The organism is Crossiella cryophila (assembly GCF_014204915.1).
GTDB classification, from domain to species: Bacteria; Actinomycetota; Actinomycetes; order Mycobacteriales; family Pseudonocardiaceae; genus Crossiella; species Crossiella cryophila.
The window spans coordinates 9720082-9738042 of record NZ_JACHMH010000001.1 but is presented as its reverse complement, the minus strand read 5'-3'; the positions used below and the strand labels follow the sequence as shown (position 1 = coordinate 9738042).

Genomic DNA, 17961 nt, shown 5'->3' with positions numbered 1-17961 from the left:
GCCGACAACCTACCCACCGGACCCGGCCCGCAGCCCACGCGCGTCCAGCTGACCGAACAACCCGTCCGGCGCACGCAGTTCCGCGGCCAGTCGCAGGGCCCGTCGCCGATCGCCCTCGGCGAGCAGCCGGGCCAGCTCGTGCGCGTGCCCGCCGTGGATCTTCGCCCGCCGCCGCGCGTAGTCGGCCGCGGAGTCCTTGGTGACCATGAACGCCCAGTCGCTGGACAGGCTCAGCAACGCCTCCCGCACCAGCTGGTCGAAGGCGAGGTCGCGAGTAGTGCCGGTGAGCGAGGAGTCCACTGTGGACAGTACTCGGCGTTGCAGGTCCGCGCCGTCGGTGACCAGGTCGGCCACCTGCTCGCCGTCCCAGACCCGCCAGTCCTTGCCGGACCCCCAGGAGGAGGCTGGCAGATCCACCGGCGTGCCGAGGTGGCCCGCGTCCAGCGCGCCGCGCAGCGTGGTCACCCGCACCCCGGCCTCGGGCAGCGCGCGCAGCACCGCCTCCAGCCAGGCCGGGCCCTCATGCCACCAGTGCCCGAACAGCTCGGTGTCGTAGGCGGCCACCACCAGGCCCGGTTTCCCGTCCCGCGCGGCCAGTTCGGTCAGCCTGCGCACCACGGTGTCCACGAAGTCGGCGGCGTGCCTGGCCACCGCGGTCGCGGCCAGCTCGGGGTCGTAGGGCCGTTTCTGCTCCGGCGGCACGTGTTTCCCGGTGACCCTGGAGGGTTTCAGCCCGGACGGGTGGTCGTAGGTGTGGAAGTCCCGGTACGCCGGATCGCCGGGATACCCGGCCTTGGGCGACCACACCCGGTAGGTCACCTCGAGATCCCGCCCGAAGCAGATCACCTCCGAGGAGCCGACCGGCCGGGCCGCCGCGGTGTCGCCGTGCAGGGCCGGACCGTCCACCAGGAACCGCCGCACCCCGGCCGCCGCGTACCCGGTCTCCATGCCCGGCGCGTACCCGCACTCCGGCGCCCAGATCCCCTCCGGCGCCCGCCCGATCCGGGACGCGGTGTCCGCCAGCCCCAGTCGCAACGCGAAATCCCGCAGCCGCGGATCCAGCAGCGGCTGGAAGGGGTGGGTGGCCGGACCGCCCAGCAACTCGATGATCCCGTTGTCCGCCAACGGTCGCAGCACCGGGGAGAAGCCGTGCCGCCAGCGCGACTCGAACTCGGCCAGCGTGTCCGATGCCTGCCGGTGCTCGGCCGCGGCCAGCTCGCGCAGCAGCGGATCGCCGTGCCGCCACTGGGCGCCGGCGAAGTGCGCGCGGTTGAGCCAGGAGCCCAGCCAGTGGTGGTAGGCGCGTAAGGAGTAGGGATCGTCGAGCTGCGCGGCCAGCACCGGCGTCACGCCCAGCGTCAGCACGTCCCGGCGGCCCTCGGCGGCGAAGCGATCCAGCATCCGCAGCAGCGGCTGGTAGGAGTGCGCCCACGCCTGGTAAAGCCATTCCTCGCCGACCGGCCACACCCCGTGGTGACTCAGCCAGGGCAGATGGCTGTGCAGCACCAGGCTGAAACTGCCGATTGGTTCCGCGCTCACGGCCGCACCGCCACGGCCACCAGGTCCAGGCTGGCGTCGATGTCCTCGGCGTGGATGGCGAAGTCCCCGACCCCGACCCCGGCCACATCGCCCAGCAACGGCTCCGGCCACGGCCCGTCCCCGCCGAGCACCACCGCCACCTGCGCCTCGATGATCGACCCGCCGTGCGCGGCGTCCAGCGCGCGCAGCCGCGGCCCGTGGTGCAGCCCGGCCAGCAGCTCCACCCGGAAACCCGCCGCGCGCAACAGCTCGTCCAGCTCGGCCGCGGCCAGTTCACGGGTGTGGAAGGGGTTCAGCGGGGTGTCCCGGCCAGGGGAGAAGGTGATCCGGTTCGGCGTGGTCAGCAGCAGCCGCCCACCCGGCCGCAGCACCCGCAGGCACTCGGCCAGGAACCCCGGCTGGTCCCACAGGTGCTCGATCACCTGGAAGTTGGCCACCACGTCGATCGCGCCGTCGGCGAAGGGCAGCGCGACCAGGTTCCCGCGCAGCACCGACACCCGCGGATAGCACTTGGCCACGTGCGCCACGGTCAGCTCGTCGTAGTCCAGCCCGACCACCCGCGCGGCCACCGAGGCGATCAGATCCGCCCCGTAGCCTTCCCCGCAGCCGGCCTCCAGCACGGTCGCGCCCGCGCAGTGCGGCAACAGCGCCGCGTAGGCCGCCTCGTGCCGACGGAACCAGTAGTTTTCCTCGGCGATGCCCGGGACAGTGCGCTCACCGGTGAGCGGCAGCGATTCGGCGGTCACCCGTCGTACCCTACCGGTCAGTAACTCCAGGTACGAGGGTCAGCCTCCGGGGAACATGCCCGCGCTGCGCAGATCGGCGTCGCGGTACTGGAGCACCGAGTCCGACCCGGCCTTGGCGAAGCGCCGGTACCGCCGGGGCACCACCTCGGCCGCCTCCCGGATCGAGGCGTCCACCTCCCGGTACTTCGGGGTGAACGCCTGGCCCAGCGCCCCGGCGCCGAGTGCGGGCAGGAACCCGTCCAGCTTGGCCCGCGCACGCTCCCAGTCCCGCAGGTACCCATCCGCGTTGTCCCGCAGCGATCGCATCGAGGTGTCCACCGCACCCAGGTCCATGTCGGCCGAACTCATCAGTTGCCTCCCAGTCCGCCGGTGGTCAGGTTCGCCCAGGGGTTGATCGGCGGGCGCTCGACGATGTCGTCCTGCTCGCCCGCGATCAGCGCGGCGATGTTGTGCACGCTGGTGCTGCCCCTGGCGGTGTACCCGGAGTGGCCGGAACCGGCGGTCAGCGGCCCGGCGTCCTCGCGGTAGCGCGGGGGCACGGAGCCGGTGTCGCCGCTGATGGAGGGCAGGCCGGTGCCGGGATCGCCGCCGAAGACCCCGGGATAGGTGACCGGGTCGTCCGGGTTCTCCTGCACCAGGATCCGGTCAGGGGACAGGCCCACCTCGGCCGGATTCGTGGTGCCGAAGCCGGGGGAGCCCCAGATCGCGGCCCGGTCCACGCCGGTGCCCTGCATCAGGGCCAGGCCGGTGGTGGTGGAGCCGTAGGAGTGGCCGAGCGCGGTGAGCTGCGGGTCCACCGCGCGGGCCCCGTCGACCCCGCGCAGGAAGCCGGCCAGGTTGTCCGCGCCCGCCCGCGCGGCCTTGTCCAGGGCCACCGTCTGCGTCGGGTCGGTGAGGCTGTCCAGGGTGATCTGCGGCGCCTGGTAGCCGAGGAAGGCCACCGTGGCCACGGTCTCGCCCTCCCGGTTGTTGTTCTTCAGCACCGTCTCGGTGCGCTCCTTGAGCACCGCCAGGTCGTTGTCGTAGCTGTCCAGCGAGCCGTCCACGGTGGTGGTCAGGCCGGGAGTGAACACCGCGACCTGGTCGGCGTTGTCCACATCGCCGTTGCCGATGGCCGCCTCCACCCGCTCCTTGTCGGTGGTGAGCAGCAGCAGGCTGCGGCCGTCCTTGTTCGCCACCTGCTCCACCACGTCCAGCGAGGCGAGTTTGGCGTCCAGGATGGCCAGCCGCTTGCGGTGCTCCTCGGCCTCGGCCTGCCGCTCCCAGTACAGGAACGGCTTGTCCGGGTCGTTCTCGTACTGCCGCACCAGCTCGTCCCGTTCGGCCCGCAGCCTGGCCTGTTCCTCGGGCAGCCGGTTCATGTTGGCCTTGTCCCGGTCGGCGAACGGGATGCCGTCCCGGTTGCCGACCAGCTCCGGGTGCTCGGCGATGATCGTGTCCCGCTGCTCGTCGGTCAGGTTCTTCCACCACTGCGCGGTGGCCTCCGGATTGTTGCCCGGCGGCGGTGGCGGGAACTTCGCGGCCGGATCGGGCAGCACGATCGCGGTCTGCCCGCCGCGGATCCGCTCGGCGGCGGAGTCGACCAGTTTGGCCACGTTCTCCGCGACCGCGGTGGCGTAGATCCCCGGCGCGGCGGCCCCGGCGGGGGTGGCGGCCAGCAGCAGGGTCTTGAGGAAGTTCGGCGTGCTCTCCTCGATGTACTGGGCGATGGACTGCTTGGTGCCGCGCACCTCGGCGGCGAAGCGGCCGGCGTCCTCGCCCACCCGGCGCATCTCGTCCTGGACCCGGCGGAACTCGGCGGAATCACGCAGCTTGCCCGACAGCGCCTGCCCGGCCGGATCCGCCCAGATGCCCGGCACCTGGGCGCCGGTGTGCTCGGCCCGGTCGACGGTCTCACTGAGCCGGACCGAGTTGTCCGTCCACTGCCGGGACAGCTCCTCGGCCCGGTCCTCGTCGGTGTCCGGCCACGGCACCTGCACTCGGACCAGCCACCACAGCGGGTTGGACGGCTCGGCGATCGGCATGCCGGAAGTCTCGGATCACCCGGCTGCCTGGAGAACGGGCTGGCAGCAAGCTGCCGTCAGCGCAGCGGGGAGATCGTCACGCCCAGCGCCCCGGGCCCGACGTGTGCTCCTATTATCGAGCTGACCTGCGTCAACAGGAACTCGCGGCCGTAGCTGACCCTGGCCTGGAGCTGTTCGAGCAGGGAACGGGCGCGATCAGGTGAGCCGAAGTGCTCCACCGCCACGTCCACCGGCCGGTCGCCCGCCCGGTCCACCGCGGCCTGCACCAGCTTCTCCAACGCCCGGTCGGCGCCGCGGACCTTGCTGAACGGCACGATCTCGCCGCGGTGCAGGGTCAGCACCGGTTTGATGCCCAGCGCGGTGCCGATCAGGGCCGAGGCGGCGCCGATCCGGCCGCCCTTGCGCAGCCAGTCCAGGGTGTCGACGTAGATGAACTCGCTGGCGTGGTGGCAGCGGAACTGGGCGACGTCCTTGACCTGGGCCACGGTCGCGCCCGCACCCGCCGCCTCGGCCGCGGCCAGCGCGCCGTAGCCAAGGCTCATCCCGCAGGACTGCGAGTCGATGATGTGCACCGGGATCCGGGACTGGGCGGCGGCCTCCTTGGCGGCTTCCAGGGTCTGCGAAAGCTCGCCGGAAAGATGTACGGACACCACGGCCTGCGCGCCCCTGGCCGCGGCTTCCTGATAGGTCCAGAAGAAGGCGGCCGACGGCGGCGGCGAGGTGCGCACCGGGATCTGGTTGCGCATGGCCTCGGCCACCTCGTCCGGCGGCAGGTATGCCTCGTCGCTGGCCTTCTCGCCCACCTGCAGCTGCAGCTGGACCACGGAGATGCCCATCCGTTCGGCCAGCCCCGTCGGCAGGCAGGCCGTCGAGTCAGTGACCACTGCTACTCGCCGGTACATGGCAGGCCACGCTAGACGCCGTATTAAAGGTTTGCATCCAGGGAAGCGGTTTCAGTTGGCTAACTCGCCCCTGTGGGCATCCAGATGGTGAGCACTGTCACGAATCGGGCCTGCTGGGGCCACCTTGCAGGCAGATTACTCACGGGTAACATGCAGGTGGTCGAGGCCACCGTGCGTTAGGGGCTTTCGACGTGGGAAGGTTCGCGAAGATCCTCCCGCACAGGTGGATGCCGTCCTTGGTCTCGGAGGTCGAAGAGGACCCATGAACATCGTCGTCCTGGTCAAGCAGGTGCCTGACACCTATTCCGAGCGCAAGCTCACTGAAGCCGACCACACGTTGGACCGTGACTCGGCCGACGCCGTGCTCGACGAGATCAACGAGCGCGCGGTCGAAGAAGCCCTCCGCATCCAGGAGGCACACGGCGGCGAGGTGACCGTGGTCGCCATGGGCCCCGAGCGCACCACCGAGGCCATCCGCAAAGCCCTGTCCATGGGCGCGGACAAGGCCATCCACCTCACCGACCCCGCACTGCACGGGTCCTGCCAGGTGACCACCGCCAAGGCGCTGGCCAAGCTGGTCAGCGGCATCGAGGGCGTGGACCTGGTCATCGCGGGCAACGAGTCCAGCGACGGCCGCGGCGGCGCCGTGCCGGCCATGGTCGCCGAGGTGCTCGGGCTGCCGGTGATCACCCAGGCCAGCAAGGTCGAGCTGGATGACACCACGGTCAAGGTGCAGCGCGTGACCGACGAGGGCCTGGCCTTCGTCGAGGCCACCCTGCCCGCCGTGATCAGCGTGACCGAGAAGATCAACGAGCCGCGGTACCCGTCCTTCAAGGGCATCATGGCCGCCAAGAAGAAGCCGGTCAGCTCGCTGTCCCTGGCCGATGCCGGGATCGACGCGGGCGAGGTCGGCCTGGCCGCCGCCAGCACCAAGGTCGTCGAGGCCGCGCCGAAGCCCCCGCGCTCCGGTGGCCAGAAGATCGAGGACGACGGCACCGGCGGCACCAAGATCGTTGAGTTCCTGTCCGCGCAGAAGCTCGTCTGAGTAGCAGAGGAGGAAGACCCATGTCAGAGGTACTGGTCCTCGTCGACCACGTGGACGGCGAGATCAAGAAGTCGTCCTTCGAGCTGCTGACGGCCGCTCGCTCACTCGGTGAGCCCAGCGCGGTCGTGGTCGGCTCGCCCGGCACCGCGGCCAAGCTGAAGGAGGCCCTCGCGGGCCACGGCGCGGCCAAGGTGTACGTGGCCGAGTCCGAGGAAGCGGCCACCGTGCTGCTCTCCCCGCAGGTCTCGGTGCTCGCCGAGCTGGCAGGCCGGGTCAGCCCGGCCGCGGTGCTGGTCTCGGCCACCATCGACGGCAAGGAGATCGCCGGTCGGCTGGCCATCCGGATCGGTTCGGGTGTGCTCACCGACGCGGTCGACGTGGCCGCCGACGGCACCGCCACCCAGTCCGTCTTCGGTGGCGCGTACACGGTGAAGTCCCAGGTCACCTCGGGGGTGCCGATCATCTCGGTGCGTCCGGGCGCGATCGAGGCGTCCCCGGCCGACGGCGCGGCCGTCGAGGAGGCCGTCACGGTCCCCGCCGCGGGTGACCGGGTCGCCAAGGTCACCGGCAAGGAGCTGGTGGTCGGCGGCGACCGCCCCGAGCTGTCCGAGGCATCCGTGGTCGTCTCCGGCGGCCGTGGCGTGGGCAGCGCGGAGAGCTTCGCCGTGGTCGAGCAGCTCGCGGACAGCCTGGGCGCCGCGGTCGGCGCTTCCAGGGCCGCCGTGGACTCCGGCTACTACCCGCACCAGTTCCAGGTCGGCCAGACCGGCAAGACGGTCGCCCCGCAGCTCTACATCGCGCTGGGCATCTCCGGCGCGATCCAGCACCGCGCGGGCATGCAGACCTCGAAGACGATCGTCGCGGTCAACAAGGACACCGAGGCGCCCATCTTCGAGATCGCCGACTTCGGCATCGTCGGGGACCTGTTCAAGGTCGCCCCGCAGCTCACCGAGGAGATCGGCAAGCGCAAGGGCTGAGCCCCTGCCGGGCACTTAGCCCGACAGGATGAAGTTGACCTCCGAGGGGGTTCCGGCGCCGGAAACGGCCGCCGGAACCCCCTCGGTCATGTCTCGCCAGCTCACGCGGGTTTAACACTCAGGGTCTCCCCGGAGGCGGCACAGGGTCTTCACCGATTTTCCACCGACGCGTCATCGAATGGACTTTCCTCGGGCCGAATGGGCGGGTACACCGAGTGCATGACGCAGTCCAGACTGCTGGTCAGCACCGCCGCCAAGGGCGCGGACCTGTCCGATGACGCTCCGCGCTACTCCCTACTGGTGGCCAGGGACAGCGAGGAGGTGCGCGCCGCGCAGCGGTTGCGCTACCGGGTTTTCGCCGAGGAGATGGGCGCCAACATCTCCTGCCGCACCGCGGGCGTCGACGAGGACTACTTCGACGAGTTCTGCGACCACCTGGTGGTCAGGGACGACCGGAGTCAGGAGATCGTCGGCACCTACCGGATGCTGCCGCCCGAGCGGGCCGCCGCGGCCGGGCGCCTGTACTCCGACACCGAGTTCGAGCTGAGCGCGCTCAACCCGCTGCGGGAGAGCCTGGTGGAGGCGGGGCGCTCCTGCGTGCACCCGGACCACCGCACCGGGTCCGTGGTCGGGCTGGTGTGGGCGGGCATCGCCCGGTACATGCTGCTGTCCGGGCACTCCTGGCTGGCCGGTTGCGCCTCGGTGCCGCTGACCGACGGCGGGTCCTACGCGGCCAGCGTCTGGGACATCGTGCGCACCCGGCACTACGCGCCCGAGGAGTACCGGGTCACCCCGCGCAACCCGTGGGACCCCGACGGCGTGGAGCGCATCCCGCAGGCCACCCTGCCCGCGCTGCTCAAGGGCTACCTGCGGATCGGCGCCTGGGTGTGCGGACGTCCGGCGCACGACCCGGAGTTCGGCGTGGCCGACATGTACGTGCTGCTGTCCATGCAGCGGGTCGACCCGCGCTACCTGAACTTCCTGCTGGGCCCGGAGTTCGCCCAGCTGCGCAAGGGGCAGGGCGCGCTGCCGCCGGAACCGCGGACCGGGGCCACGCCTTCGGGTAGTGCTCAGCCGCCGGTCAGGCGCGGTTCCCCCTAGGTTCAGCCGGACTGGTCACAGTGAAGCCATGACCGCTGGTCCCGTAGAGGCAATGCACTCCTGGATGCCGCACTCGCCGTGCGGGGCCTGGTGCCTGCCGGCCGGGGACACCTTGCCGAAGGTGTCCCCGGCCCGGCGCGCACTGCGCCTGGTGACCCTGGCCGCGGTGGTCCTGACCGGACCGCTGTGCGCCCTGACCCTGTCCGTGCTCGGCCCCAACGGCCGGGCGGCGGTGCTCCGCGGCTGGTTCCGCATGGTGCTGGGCGCGCTCGGCGTGCGGCTGCGGGTGTACCGGCCGGGCGCGCTGAGCGTGGCCGAGGAGCGGCGCAGGCCGCGCGACCGCGGCGTGCTGGTGGTGGGCAACCACAGCTCCTGGCTGGACATCGTGGCGCTCAACGCGCTGCAGCCGGTGCGCATGCTGGCCAAGGCCCAGGTGCGGGACTGGCCGCTGATCGGCGCGCTGGCCGCCCGCGCGGGCACCTTCTTCGTGGACCGGCCCAAGCTCTCCACCCTGCCGCGGACCGTGGCCGAGGTGGCCGAGGCGTTGCGCGCCGGATCGGCGATCGGCGTCTTCCCCGAGGGCACCACCTGGTGCGGGCAGGCCACCGGGCGCTGGCGGCACGCGGCGTTCCAGGCCGCGATCGACGCGGGCATGCCCGCCCGGCCGGTGGCGCTGCGCTTCGTCGTCGGCGACCGGATGACCACCGCCTCCGGCTTCCTCGGCGAGGAGACCCTGCTGACCGCGCTGCTGCGCACGGCGGCGCTGCGCGGACTGGTCGTGGAGGCATCCGTGCTGCCGCTGATCACGCCGGAGGGCCACGACCGCCGCTCGATGGCGGAAGTGGCTGAGGCTGCGGTGACCGGCGCGCTGGGGCAGGCTCCGGCCCGGCGGCAGGTCGGGCACGGCAGGCCCGGGGTGCCCGTGGCGGCGTGACCTGCGCCGCGGAAAAAGGGCTGGACCTCCACCGCACTGGAGCATGCAGAGTGCTTCCGTGACCTCGACGACGAGTACCCGGCCCCCGTCCGCGCTCTGGGCCCCCGACCGCCGGGCCACCACCACCGGCCTGCTGCTGCTGATCACCCTGGCCGCCTTCGAGGCAATGGGCCTTGGCACCGCGCTGCCCACGATCATCAAGGATCTCGACGGCGCGTCCCTGTACTCCTGGCCGTTCACCGCGTTCCTGGCCGCCAGCATCATCGGCAACGTCTTCGCCGGCCGGGTCTCCGACCGGGTCGGGCCGGTGCCGGGGATCGTCGCCGGTCCCGCCCTGTTCTTCATCGGACTCGTGGTGGCCGGCACCGCGGACACGATGACCCAGCTGCTCATCGGCCGGGCCTTCCAGGGGCTGGGCGCCGGTTCGCAGATCGTCGCGCTCTACGTCATGGTCGCCATCGTCTACCCGGAGCGGGACCGGCCCGCGGTCTTCGGCGCGCTGTCCGCGGCCTGGGTGGTGCCCGCGCTGGTCGGCCCGACCGTGGCCGGGGTGCTGGTGCAGTACCTGCACTGGCGCTGGGTCTTCCTCGGCCTGGCCCCGTTCGTGCTGATCGGCGCGCTGCTGCTGGGCCCGACCCTGCGCGCGCTGCGGGCCAGGGAACGCGCCGACATCCCGGCCACCCCGCGCAAGTGGCTGCCGCTGGCCGCCTTCGCCGCCGGGGTCGGCCTGCCCGCGCTGACCTGGGCCAGCCAGCACCCGGAGTGGTCCTCGCTGCTCATCGCCGCGGTCGGCCTGGTGCTGCTCGCCCCCGCCCTGCGCCAGCTGCTGCCCCAGGGCACCCTGCTGGCCCGGCGCGGCCTGCCGGTGACCGTGCTGCTGCGCGGCATGCTCTCCGGCTCCTTCTTCGCGGTGGAGTCCTACCTGCCGCTGACCCTGACCTCGGTGCACCACTACTCGCCCGCCACCGCCGGCATCCCGCTGACCGTGGGCGCGCTTGGCTGGTCCGCGGCCTCGATGTGGCAGGGCCGCTACCCGGACATGCCCCGGCACCTGCTCATCCAGCGCGGGTTCATCCTGATCGCGATCAGCCTGGCCGCGATGGTCTTCGTGGCGCCTTCCTGGGGACCGTCCTGGCTGTCCATCCCGCTGTGGATGCTGGCCGGTTGCGGCATGGGCCTGGCCATGGCCAGCACCTCGGTCAAGGTGCTCGGCATGTCCGAACCCGGCGACCGCGGCTTCAACTCGGGCGCGTTGCAGATCTCCGACCTGCTGCTCCAGGCCACCTGCGTGGGCATCGGCGGCGTGCTGCTCAACCTGCTGGGCTCGACCACCAACCCGACCACCGCTGTGATCGTGCTCAACCTCCTGATGGCCGGGGTCGCCACAATGGGGGCTTTCCTGTCGACCCGGTCTACCCTTGACGGTGTCAATGCTCGACCCTGACAAGCAGGTCTTCGGCAGATGAGCACATATCTCGACCACGCGGCGACCACCCCGATGTTCCCGGGAGCGGTCGCCGCGATGAGTGAGGCGTTGTCCGGACTGGGCAACGCCTCCTCACTGCACTCCGCGGGCCGTCGCGCGCGCAGGCTGCTGGAGGAGGCGCGCGAGGACATCGCCGCCACCTTCGGCGCCCGGCCGTCCGAACTGCTGTTCACCGGCGGCGGCACCGAGAGCGACAACCTGGCGGTCAAGGGCATCTACTGGGCCCGCCGCCAGGCCGATCCGCGCCGCCGCCGGGTGCTCGTCTCCGCGGTCGAACACCACGCCGTGCTGGACGCCGCCGAATGGCTGGCCACGCACGAGGGCGCCGAGATCACCTGGCTGGAGGCCGACCGCACCGGTCGGATCCGGCCGGAGACCCTGGCAGCCGCGATCGGGACCGACCCGGACAGCGTCGCGCTGGTCAGCGTGATGCTGGCCAACAACGAGGTCGGCACGGTCAACCCGATCCGCAGCCTGGCGCAGGTCGCGCACGGGCACGGCATCCCGCTGCACAGCGACGCCGTGCAGGCCGCCGGGGTGCTGCCGGTGGACTTCGCCGCGCTCGGCGCGGACGCGCTCACCCTCACCGGGCACAAGTTCGGCGGCCCCTACGGCGTCGGCCTGCTGCTGTTGCGCCGGGACACCGCCTGCACCCCGCTGCTGCACGGCGGTGGCCAGGAGCGCGAGGTCCGCTCCGGCACCCTGGATGTGCCTGCCGTGCTCGGCCTGGCCGCCGCGGCCCGCCAGGTCGCCGCCGAACGCGAACACCGCGCCAGCGAACTGCTCGCGCTGCGCGCCGACCTGGCCGCCGCGGTGCTGGCCGCGGTGCCCGACGCGATCCTCAACGGGGACAGCTTCGAGTCCACTGTGGACGGTATGCCGGGGCGGCTGCCCGGCAACGCGCACTTCACCTTCCCCGGCTGCGAGGGCGACAGCCTGCTGATGCTGCTGGACGCCAAGGGCATCGAATGCTCCACCGGCTCCGCCTGCACCGCGGGCGTTGCCCAGCCCAGTCACGTGCTGCTGGCCATGGGCGCGGATCCGGCCGGGGCCCGCGGCTCGCTGCGGTTCTCCCTCGGCCACACCTCGACCGCCGCCGACGTCGCCGCGCTGGGCGCCGCGATCGGACCGGTGGTGGCGCGGGCCCGTAGCGCCGGACTGGCGGGCCTGCGGCGTTCGGTCCGACCCCCGGCAGGAGTCTGAGATGACGATGCGAGTGCTGGCCGCGATGAGCGGCGGGGTCGACTCGGCGGTGGCCGCCGCCCGTGCGGTCGAGGCGGGGTACGACGTGACCGGGGTGCACCTGGCGCTCTCGGCCAAGCCAGGCACGCTGCGCACCGGCTCCCGCGGCTGCTGCACCATCGAGGACTCCCACGACGCCCGCCGCGCCGCGGACGTGCTCGGCATCCCGTTCTACATCTGGGACTTCGCCGAACGCTTCACCGAGGACGTGATCGAGGACTTCGTCGCCGAGTACGCGGCCGGTCGCACGCCCAACCCCTGCCTGCGCTGCAACGAGAAGATCAAGTTCGCCGCGTTGCTGGACAAGGCGATCGCGCTCGGCTTCGACGCGGTGGCCACCGGCCACTACGCCCGGCTGGCCCAGATCGACGGCCGCCCCGAACTGCGCCGCAGCGCCGACGCCGGCAAGGACCAGTCCTACGTGCTGGCCTCGCTCACCCCCGAACAGCTCAGCCACGCCATGTTCCCGCTCGGCGGCTCCACCAAGACCGCGGTGCGCGCCGAGGCCGAGACCCGCGGCCTGTCCGTGGCCAACAAGCCGGACAGCCACGACATCTGCTTCATCCCCGACGGCGACACCCGCAAGTTCCTGCGGAACAAGCTCGGCGCCCAGCCGGGCGAGCTGGTCGACGACGAGACCGGCGAGGTGCTCGGCGGGCACGAGGGCGTGCACGGCTTCACCATCGGCCAGCGGCACGGGCTCGGCCTGGAGCGGCCCGCGCCGGACGGCCGCCCGCGCTACGTGCTGTCCCTGGAACCGGTCTCCGGCACCGTCCGGGTCGGCAGCCGGGAACGCCTCCAGGTCACCGAACTCGTCGGCGACCGGATGATCTGGCCCTCCGGCGTGCCCCTGGACGGTCCGGTGGAGTGCGTGGTGCAGGTGCGCGCGCACGGCGGCATCGCGGGCGCGGTGGCCCAGCTGCGCGGCGAGCAGCTCGTGGTCAGCCTGCGCGAACCGCTCGGCGGCGTCGCCCCCGGCCAGGGCCTGGTGCTCTACCGTCAGGACGCGGCAGCCGGTGACCTGGTGCTCGGCGCGGCCACCATCACTCGGACGCGCTGACCAGCGGTTTGCCCAGCTCGGTGCGCAGCTTGACCGACACCAGCACCGAGATCAGCACCAGCGTGATGGCGTTGGTCGTGATGATCACCGGGTCCTCCCTGGCAATGCCGTAGAGCACCCAGGCGAGCACGCCGAGGCCGAGCGCGACCAGGTACACCCAGGAGAAATCGCGTGCGCTCCGGCGTTGCAGGCAGCGCAGCACCTGCGGCAGCCAGCAGGCCGTGGTCAGCAGACCCGCTAACGAACCAATCACCGTGATCACGTAGATACCCCCTGTCACCAGTGCGGATTTTATTCTCAAGCAGAACAAAGTGAGCGTGGCAGGCTTAGGGGTGTGAGCACAACCCCGTTCACCGAGCCCGCGCCGCAGCGGCTGCTGTCGCTGGTGCACCGGCACGGCCCGCTGACCAGAGCGGAGATCGGTCGCAGGCTGGATCTGGCGCGCAGCGCGACCGGGGTGGCGATCACCGAGTTGGAGCAGCTCGGCCTGATCCAGTGCGGCCCGCCGGTGGAGTCACCGCGCCGCCTGGGCAGACCCTCGCCGCAGGTGTCGGTGCGGCCGCGGCCGCGGGTGCTGGCCGCCCAGGTGCGCTCGCGCTCGCTGACCATCGCCGCGGTCGGCCTTGGCCGGGCACTCACCGACCGCACCGAGGTCGTGCTGCCCCCGGCCGAGCGCACGCCCGAGGCGGTCGCGGACCGGCTGGCCGAGCTGGCCCGCCCGCTGTTGCGTCGCTACCCGGGACTGACCGGGCTGGCCATCGCGCTGCCCGCGGTGCTGGACGCGCCCAACGGCCAGATCCACGCCGCCTTCCACCTGGGCTGGACCGACGTCCCGTTCAAGAAACTGCTCGCCGAACGGCTGCCCGGCCTCGCGCTGTATCCGTGCAACGACGGCCACCTGGCCGCGCTGGCCGAGAGCAGGCACGGCGCGGCCCAGCAGGCCAGGGTGGCGGTGGTGCTGGGCAGCGACGACGTCGGCATCGGCGGCGGCCTGGTCCAGCACGGGGTCACCTTCGACGGCAGTGCGGGCCACGCCCTGGAAGCCGGTCACCTGCAACTGGACACCGCCGAACCCACCCGCTGCCCGTGCGGCGCGACCTCCTGCTTCGAGACCCAGGCCGACGCCCGCGCCCTGCTCAAACACGCGGGCGTGCCCTTCACCGACACCACCGACCCCAGCGCCGCGGTGGCCGCCGTGCTGGCCGATCCCACCCAGACCGCGGCCATCCAGGCCACCGCGGACCGGATCGGCGCGGGCCTGGCCGTGCTGGTGACCCTGCTGAACCCGGACCTGGTCATCCTCACCGGCCAGCTGGCCGCCATGCACGACGCACCCGGCGCCCGCGAACGCATCCTGGCCGGGATGGAAACCAGCCACGTGGCCCGCATCCACCCGGTCCCGGTAACCACCGCCGCCCTACCCACCCCGGTCCTACTCGGCGCGGCCGAACTAGCCCTAGCCCCCCTCCTGGCCGCCCCCAGAACCGCCACCACCGCGACCGGCTAACCCCCACCGCGTGTTGGCCGTTCTCGTACGCCATGTTGGCCGAACTCGTACGCCACGTTGGCCAAACCGGTACGCCGAGTTGGCCCAACTCGCCGCTCGGGCAAACCGGGCGTACCAGTTTGGCCAAGCAGGCGTACAAGTTTGGCCAACACGGTGTACGAGTTCGGCCAACACGCTGGGAGTCAGGCCTCGGGTGTCCAGTCCGTGTTGGCTCCGCAGAGCACTACGCAGGGCGCGTCGGTGGGCACCTCGTCCTTGAGCCACAACGCGAATGGCACCGCCGCCGCGGGCTCAACGGCCAGCCGGAACTCCTCCCAGAGCCGGTCCCGCGCGGCCAGTAGCTCCGCGTCGGACACCAGGTGCGACTCCACTCCGGCATCGCGCAGGATCGCGTGGGTCAGCTCCCCGGCCTGGGCCGCGCCCAGCGCGGACATCGCCACCGAGTCCACCTCGGTGTGCACCGGCCGCCCGGCCGCCAGCGCCGCGTGCAGGCAGTGGCAGCCTTCCGGCTCCACCGCGATGATCCGCCGCCCGGCGCCCAGTGCCAGCCCCGCGGCCAGCCCGCCGCCGCCGACCGCGACGAAGATCGCGTCCACCTCCGGCGCGTCCGCGACGATCTCCAGCCCGACCGTGCCCTGCCCGGCGATCACCGCCGGATCGTCGTAGGCCGAGACGTACAACCCGCCCGGCTCGCCGCCCTCCAGCCGGGCCGCCTGGTTGGCGTCCGGGTAGGTCTCGTGCCGGACCACCTCGGCCCCGGTCTCCTTGATCATCCGGACCTTGCTCTCCGCGGCGAACACCGGCACGTGCACCCGGGTCGGCAGGTCCAGCAGCCGGGCCGCGGTGCCCACCGCGTAGCCGTGGTTGCCGCCGCTGACCGTGGCCACCCGCTCCGGCCGCGGGCCACTGAGCAGCGCGTTCGTCGCGCCCCGCAGTTTGAACGAGCCGGTGAGCTGGAGCTGCTCCAGCTTGAGCCACAGCGGCCTGCCGTCCACCGTCACGCGCAGCATCGGCGTGCGCCGGACGTACGGGGCGATCCGCTCGGCCGCGCTGGCCACGTCCGCCGGGGTCGGGAGTCGAGTCATGGCCTCAGCCTGCCCCCGCCCGGCCTTCAGCAAAAGCGATGTCTGCTCGGGGGTTTGTAGCGATACTTAAGGCATGGACGCCGATCGGTTGCGGGTGCTGGTCGAGGTCGCGCACGCCGGTTCGATCAGCGCGGCCGCCGTCCGGCTGTCCGTGACGCCCTCCGCGCTGTCCCAGCAACTGTCCAAACTGGAGCGTTCGGTCGGCGTCCGGCTGCTGGACCGAGGACCAGGCGGCGTGCGGCCCACCGAGGCAGGGGAAGTGCTGGTACGGCACGGCGAACGGGTGCTCGGCGAGCTGCGCGACGCCGAGGACGCGGTGCGCGCCCTGCTCGGCAGCACCCCGGAACGCATCGCGCTGGGCACCTTCGCCACTGCGGGCGCGCTGCTGGTGCCCGCCGTGCTGGCCGAGTTCCGGCAACGCCACCCCACGGTCCGGCTGGCCCTGCTCGACATCGAGCCGCCCGAGGGCTACGGCCTCATCGCCTCCCGCGAACTGGACCTGCTGATCACCCACCGGTACACCGGCGTCACCCTGCCCCCGCTGGGCGGCACCCGGCGGCACCGCCTGCTCAGCGACCCACTGCGCCTGGTCCTGCCGGCCGGCCACCACCTGGCCGGGTCCGACCCGATCACCCTGGCCGACCTGACCGGCGAGGAGTGGATCAGCGGCAGCCCCGGCGTGCCCAACCGGGTCTGCCTGCAAGCCCTCGCCGCGCGGGCGCGGCTGGAGCTGCACGTGGCCTTCGAGACCCGCGACTACGGGGTGACCCTCGGGTTGCTGGGCGCGGGCGTCGGTGTCTCACTGGTCCCGGCCAGCGTGCTCGCCGCCGCCGACACCCGTCGGCTGGTGGTGCGCTCGCTGAGCGGGCTCGCGCCGGTGCGGGAGGTCTACGTGGTGCACCGGCACCGCCCGCTGCCGCTGACCGCGGAGGTGGTGCGACTGCTCACCGCCGCGGGCGCGAAGATGTCCCGGCAGGTGCGTGGCGAGGAGGACGGAACCCCGTGACCAGACGTGAGGAGCGCTCCTACCGGCGCGCCCAGCTGCTCGACGACCCCAGGTTCGAACGTTTCCGCACCCTGACGGCCCGCCGCCGCCTGGTCGGCGCGCTGATCGCGCTGCTGGTCGCCGAGGCCGCCCTGTTCACCCTGGTGCCGGCCGACCCGCTGCTGCTGCTCATCGCCGCCGCGCTGGTCACCGTGGCCTGCGTGCTGTGCATCGGCCTGCTCAAGGCCTCCACCAGGGGTGTGGAGGAGCTGCCCGAACGCAACCTGGACGAGTACCAGCTCGCACTGCGCGGCGAGGTCTACGCCCGCGCCTACCGGATCGGCCAGGCCCTGCTGTGCGCCGAGCTGGTGGTGGTCGGCGCCTGGCTCGGCTTCGCCCTGCCCAGCCCTGGCAAGGGCGTGGTCATCGTGGCCCTGCTGATCCCGTTCCAGCTCGCGGTCGTACTGCCCACCATGGTCGCCGCCTGGCACCGCAAGGTGTAGCTGTCGATTCGGTCGCCGCCCGTTCGTCGGTGTCCCACAGGACCCGAAACCGGAGGCAACCATGACCCTCACCCTGGGCAGCATCCTGCTCGCCAGCACCAACCCCGACCGCCTGCGCACCTGGTACCGGAAGGCCTTCGACGTCACACCGAACCAGGACGGCTTCCTGGTCTTCGGCGGCGTCGCCGTGCTCATCGACCAGCGCGACGACATCGCGGCCACCCCAGCCGAACCCGGCCGCGTCATCCTCAACTTCCACCTCGACAACGCCCGCGACACCGCCGCCCGCCTGGACTCCCTTGGCGTCACCTGGCTCGTCGAGCTGGAAGAGCGCCACGAGGGCATGCTGTTCGCGACCCTGCTCGACCCCGACGGCAACTACCTCCAGCTCATCCAGTTCAGTGCCGCCTACCTGGCCCGCACCGGCAAGGGGAACTGACCATGCTCGGCAACTCCAAGGCCTTCTCCGGCTTCTCCGTCAACGACCTCCGCACCGCCCGCACCTTCTACGAGCAGACCCTGGGCCTGGCGGTGTCGGAGTTCAACGACATGCTGACCCTGCGCCTGGGGACGGGGGCGGAGGTGTTCGTCTATCCCAAGCCGAATCACGTGCCGGCGGAGTACACGGTGCTGAACTTCCCGGTCGAGGACATCGAGGTGGCGGTGGCTGGGCTGACCGCGCTGGGGGTGCGGTTCGAGCAGTACTCGGGGATGACGGACGATCGGGGGATCGCCTGGGGGTCCAAGGACGGGCGGGGGCCGGATATCGCCTGGTTCACCGATCCGGCGGGGAACATCCTGTCGGTGCTGAAGCTCTGACGGGCG

At 72.1% G+C, this 17961-nt stretch carries 19 protein-coding genes; 12 read left to right on the top strand and 7 right to left on the bottom strand.

From position 1 onward, the window contains the following. Nucleotides 1–9 precede the first annotated feature (9 nt). Genes HNR67_RS41865 through HNR67_RS41845 form a run of 5 tightly spaced genes read right to left on the bottom strand, consistent with a single transcriptional unit; the run spans nucleotide 10 to nucleotide 5211 of the window. Nucleotides 10–1539: a 1,4-alpha-glucan branching protein domain-containing protein gene (locus HNR67_RS41865; RefSeq protein WP_185009337.1), complete on the bottom strand. Its 1530-nt coding sequence runs from the start codon at nucleotides 1537–1539 to the stop codon at nucleotides 10–12. Next, nucleotides 1536–2285 (bottom strand): class I SAM-dependent methyltransferase, encoded by a 750-nt coding sequence (locus HNR67_RS41860; RefSeq protein WP_185009335.1) that lies wholly within the window; start codon nucleotides 2283–2285, stop codon nucleotides 1536–1538. Before HNR67_RS41860 ends, HNR67_RS41865 begins: the two co-directional genes overlap by 4 nt. 39 nt (nucleotides 2286–2324) lie before the next feature. Continuing rightward, on the bottom strand, nucleotides 2325–2633 hold the full coding sequence (locus tag HNR67_RS41855; protein WP_185009333.1) for a hypothetical protein: 309 nt from the start codon (nucleotides 2631–2633) through the stop codon (nucleotides 2325–2327). After that, nucleotides 2633–4309, bottom strand: a complete 1677-nt coding sequence (locus HNR67_RS41850; RefSeq protein WP_185009331.1) for an alpha/beta hydrolase — start codon at nucleotides 4307–4309, stop codon at nucleotides 2633–2635. The genes HNR67_RS41855 and HNR67_RS41850 overlap by 1 nt, the downstream gene beginning before the upstream one ends. 56 nt (nucleotides 4310–4365) lie before the next feature. Beyond that, a complete protein-coding gene (locus HNR67_RS41845; protein ID WP_185009329.1) occupies nucleotides 4366–5211 on the bottom strand; it encodes a DegV family protein in 846 nt (281 codons plus the stop codon). Nucleotides 5212–5473: 262 nt separating this feature from the next. Here HNR67_RS41845 and HNR67_RS41840 point away from each other — a divergent pair, with 262 nt between their 5' ends. From HNR67_RS41840 to mnmA, 7 genes are all read left to right on the top strand, one after another. Next, the gene (locus tag HNR67_RS41840; protein WP_185009327.1) at nucleotides 5474–6256 is read left to right on the top strand and encodes an electron transfer flavoprotein subunit beta/FixA family protein; all 783 of its coding nucleotides are present in this window, start codon (nucleotides 5474–5476) and stop codon (nucleotides 6254–6256) included. A gap of 20 nt (nucleotides 6257–6276) precedes the next feature. After that, the gene (locus tag HNR67_RS41835; protein ID WP_185009325.1) at nucleotides 6277–7233 is read left to right on the top strand and encodes an electron transfer flavoprotein subunit alpha/FixB family protein; all 957 of its coding nucleotides are present in this window, start codon (nucleotides 6277–6279) and stop codon (nucleotides 7231–7233) included. Nucleotides 7234–7452: 219 nt separating this feature from the next. Beyond that, a complete protein-coding gene (locus tag HNR67_RS41830) occupies nucleotides 7453–8334 on the top strand; it encodes a GNAT family N-acetyltransferase (RefSeq protein ID WP_185009323.1) in 882 nt (293 codons plus the stop codon). A gap of 28 nt (nucleotides 8335–8362) precedes the next feature. Further along, nucleotides 8363–9268: a lysophospholipid acyltransferase family protein gene (locus HNR67_RS41825; RefSeq protein ID WP_246492713.1), complete on the top strand. Its 906-nt coding sequence runs from the start codon at nucleotides 8363–8365 to the stop codon at nucleotides 9266–9268. Between the two features lie 58 nt (nucleotides 9269–9326). Beyond that, nucleotides 9327–10712 (top strand): MFS transporter, encoded by a 1386-nt coding sequence (locus tag HNR67_RS41820; RefSeq protein WP_312989329.1) that lies wholly within the window; start codon nucleotides 9327–9329, stop codon nucleotides 10710–10712. Between the two features lie 18 nt (nucleotides 10713–10730). Beyond that, nucleotides 10731–11957 (top strand): cysteine desulfurase family protein, encoded by a 1227-nt coding sequence (locus tag HNR67_RS41815; RefSeq protein ID WP_185009319.1) that lies wholly within the window; start codon nucleotides 10731–10733, stop codon nucleotides 11955–11957. A gap of 7 nt (nucleotides 11958–11964) precedes the next feature. Next, nucleotides 11965–13056 (top strand): tRNA 2-thiouridine(34) synthase MnmA, encoded by a 1092-nt coding sequence (mnmA, locus tag HNR67_RS41810; RefSeq protein ID WP_185011741.1) that lies wholly within the window; start codon nucleotides 11965–11967, stop codon nucleotides 13054–13056. Here the strand turns inward: mnmA and HNR67_RS41805 are convergent. Further along, nucleotides 13040–13336: a SemiSWEET family sugar transporter gene (locus HNR67_RS41805; protein WP_221490230.1), complete on the bottom strand. Its 297-nt coding sequence runs from the start codon at nucleotides 13334–13336 to the stop codon at nucleotides 13040–13042. The genes mnmA and HNR67_RS41805 overlap by 17 nt on opposite strands. Before the next feature lie 54 nt (nucleotides 13337–13390). Here HNR67_RS41805 and HNR67_RS41800 point away from each other — a divergent pair, with 54 nt between their 5' ends. Continuing rightward, nucleotides 13391–14563 (top strand): ROK family transcriptional regulator, encoded by a 1173-nt coding sequence (locus tag HNR67_RS41800; protein WP_185009315.1) that lies wholly within the window; start codon nucleotides 13391–13393, stop codon nucleotides 14561–14563. A gap of 182 nt (nucleotides 14564–14745) precedes the next feature. On the opposite strand, the gene HNR67_RS41795 is transcribed toward HNR67_RS41800, so the two are convergent. Continuing rightward, entirely contained in the window at nucleotides 14746–15648 is a 903-nt protein-coding gene (locus HNR67_RS41795) for a pyridoxal-phosphate dependent enzyme (protein ID WP_185009313.1), read from the bottom strand. A 73-nt stretch (nucleotides 15649–15721) separates the two neighbouring features. Between HNR67_RS41795 and HNR67_RS41790 the strand changes: the two genes are divergently transcribed. The 4 genes from HNR67_RS41790 (at nucleotide 15722) to HNR67_RS41775 (ending at nucleotide 17955) form a co-directional block, all read left to right on the top strand. Continuing rightward, nucleotides 15722–16654, top strand: coding sequence for a LysR family transcriptional regulator (locus tag HNR67_RS41790; protein ID WP_185009311.1), 933 nt, complete (start codon nucleotides 15722–15724; stop codon nucleotides 16652–16654). Further along, nucleotides 16651–17136 (top strand): hypothetical protein, encoded by a 486-nt coding sequence (locus tag HNR67_RS41785; protein WP_185009309.1) that lies wholly within the window; start codon nucleotides 16651–16653, stop codon nucleotides 17134–17136. The genes HNR67_RS41790 and HNR67_RS41785 overlap by 4 nt, the downstream gene beginning before the upstream one ends. 61 nt (nucleotides 17137–17197) lie before the next feature. After that, the gene (locus tag HNR67_RS41780; protein ID WP_185009307.1) at nucleotides 17198–17575 is read left to right on the top strand and encodes a VOC family protein; all 378 of its coding nucleotides are present in this window, start codon (nucleotides 17198–17200) and stop codon (nucleotides 17573–17575) included. A gap of 2 nt (nucleotides 17576–17577) precedes the next feature. Next, nucleotides 17578–17955 carry a VOC family protein gene (locus tag HNR67_RS41775; RefSeq protein ID WP_185009305.1) on the top strand — a complete coding sequence of 126 codons (378 nt, stop codon included), beginning with the start codon at nucleotides 17578–17580 and terminating at the stop codon, nucleotides 17953–17955. Nucleotides 17956–17961: the final 6 nt, after the last annotated feature.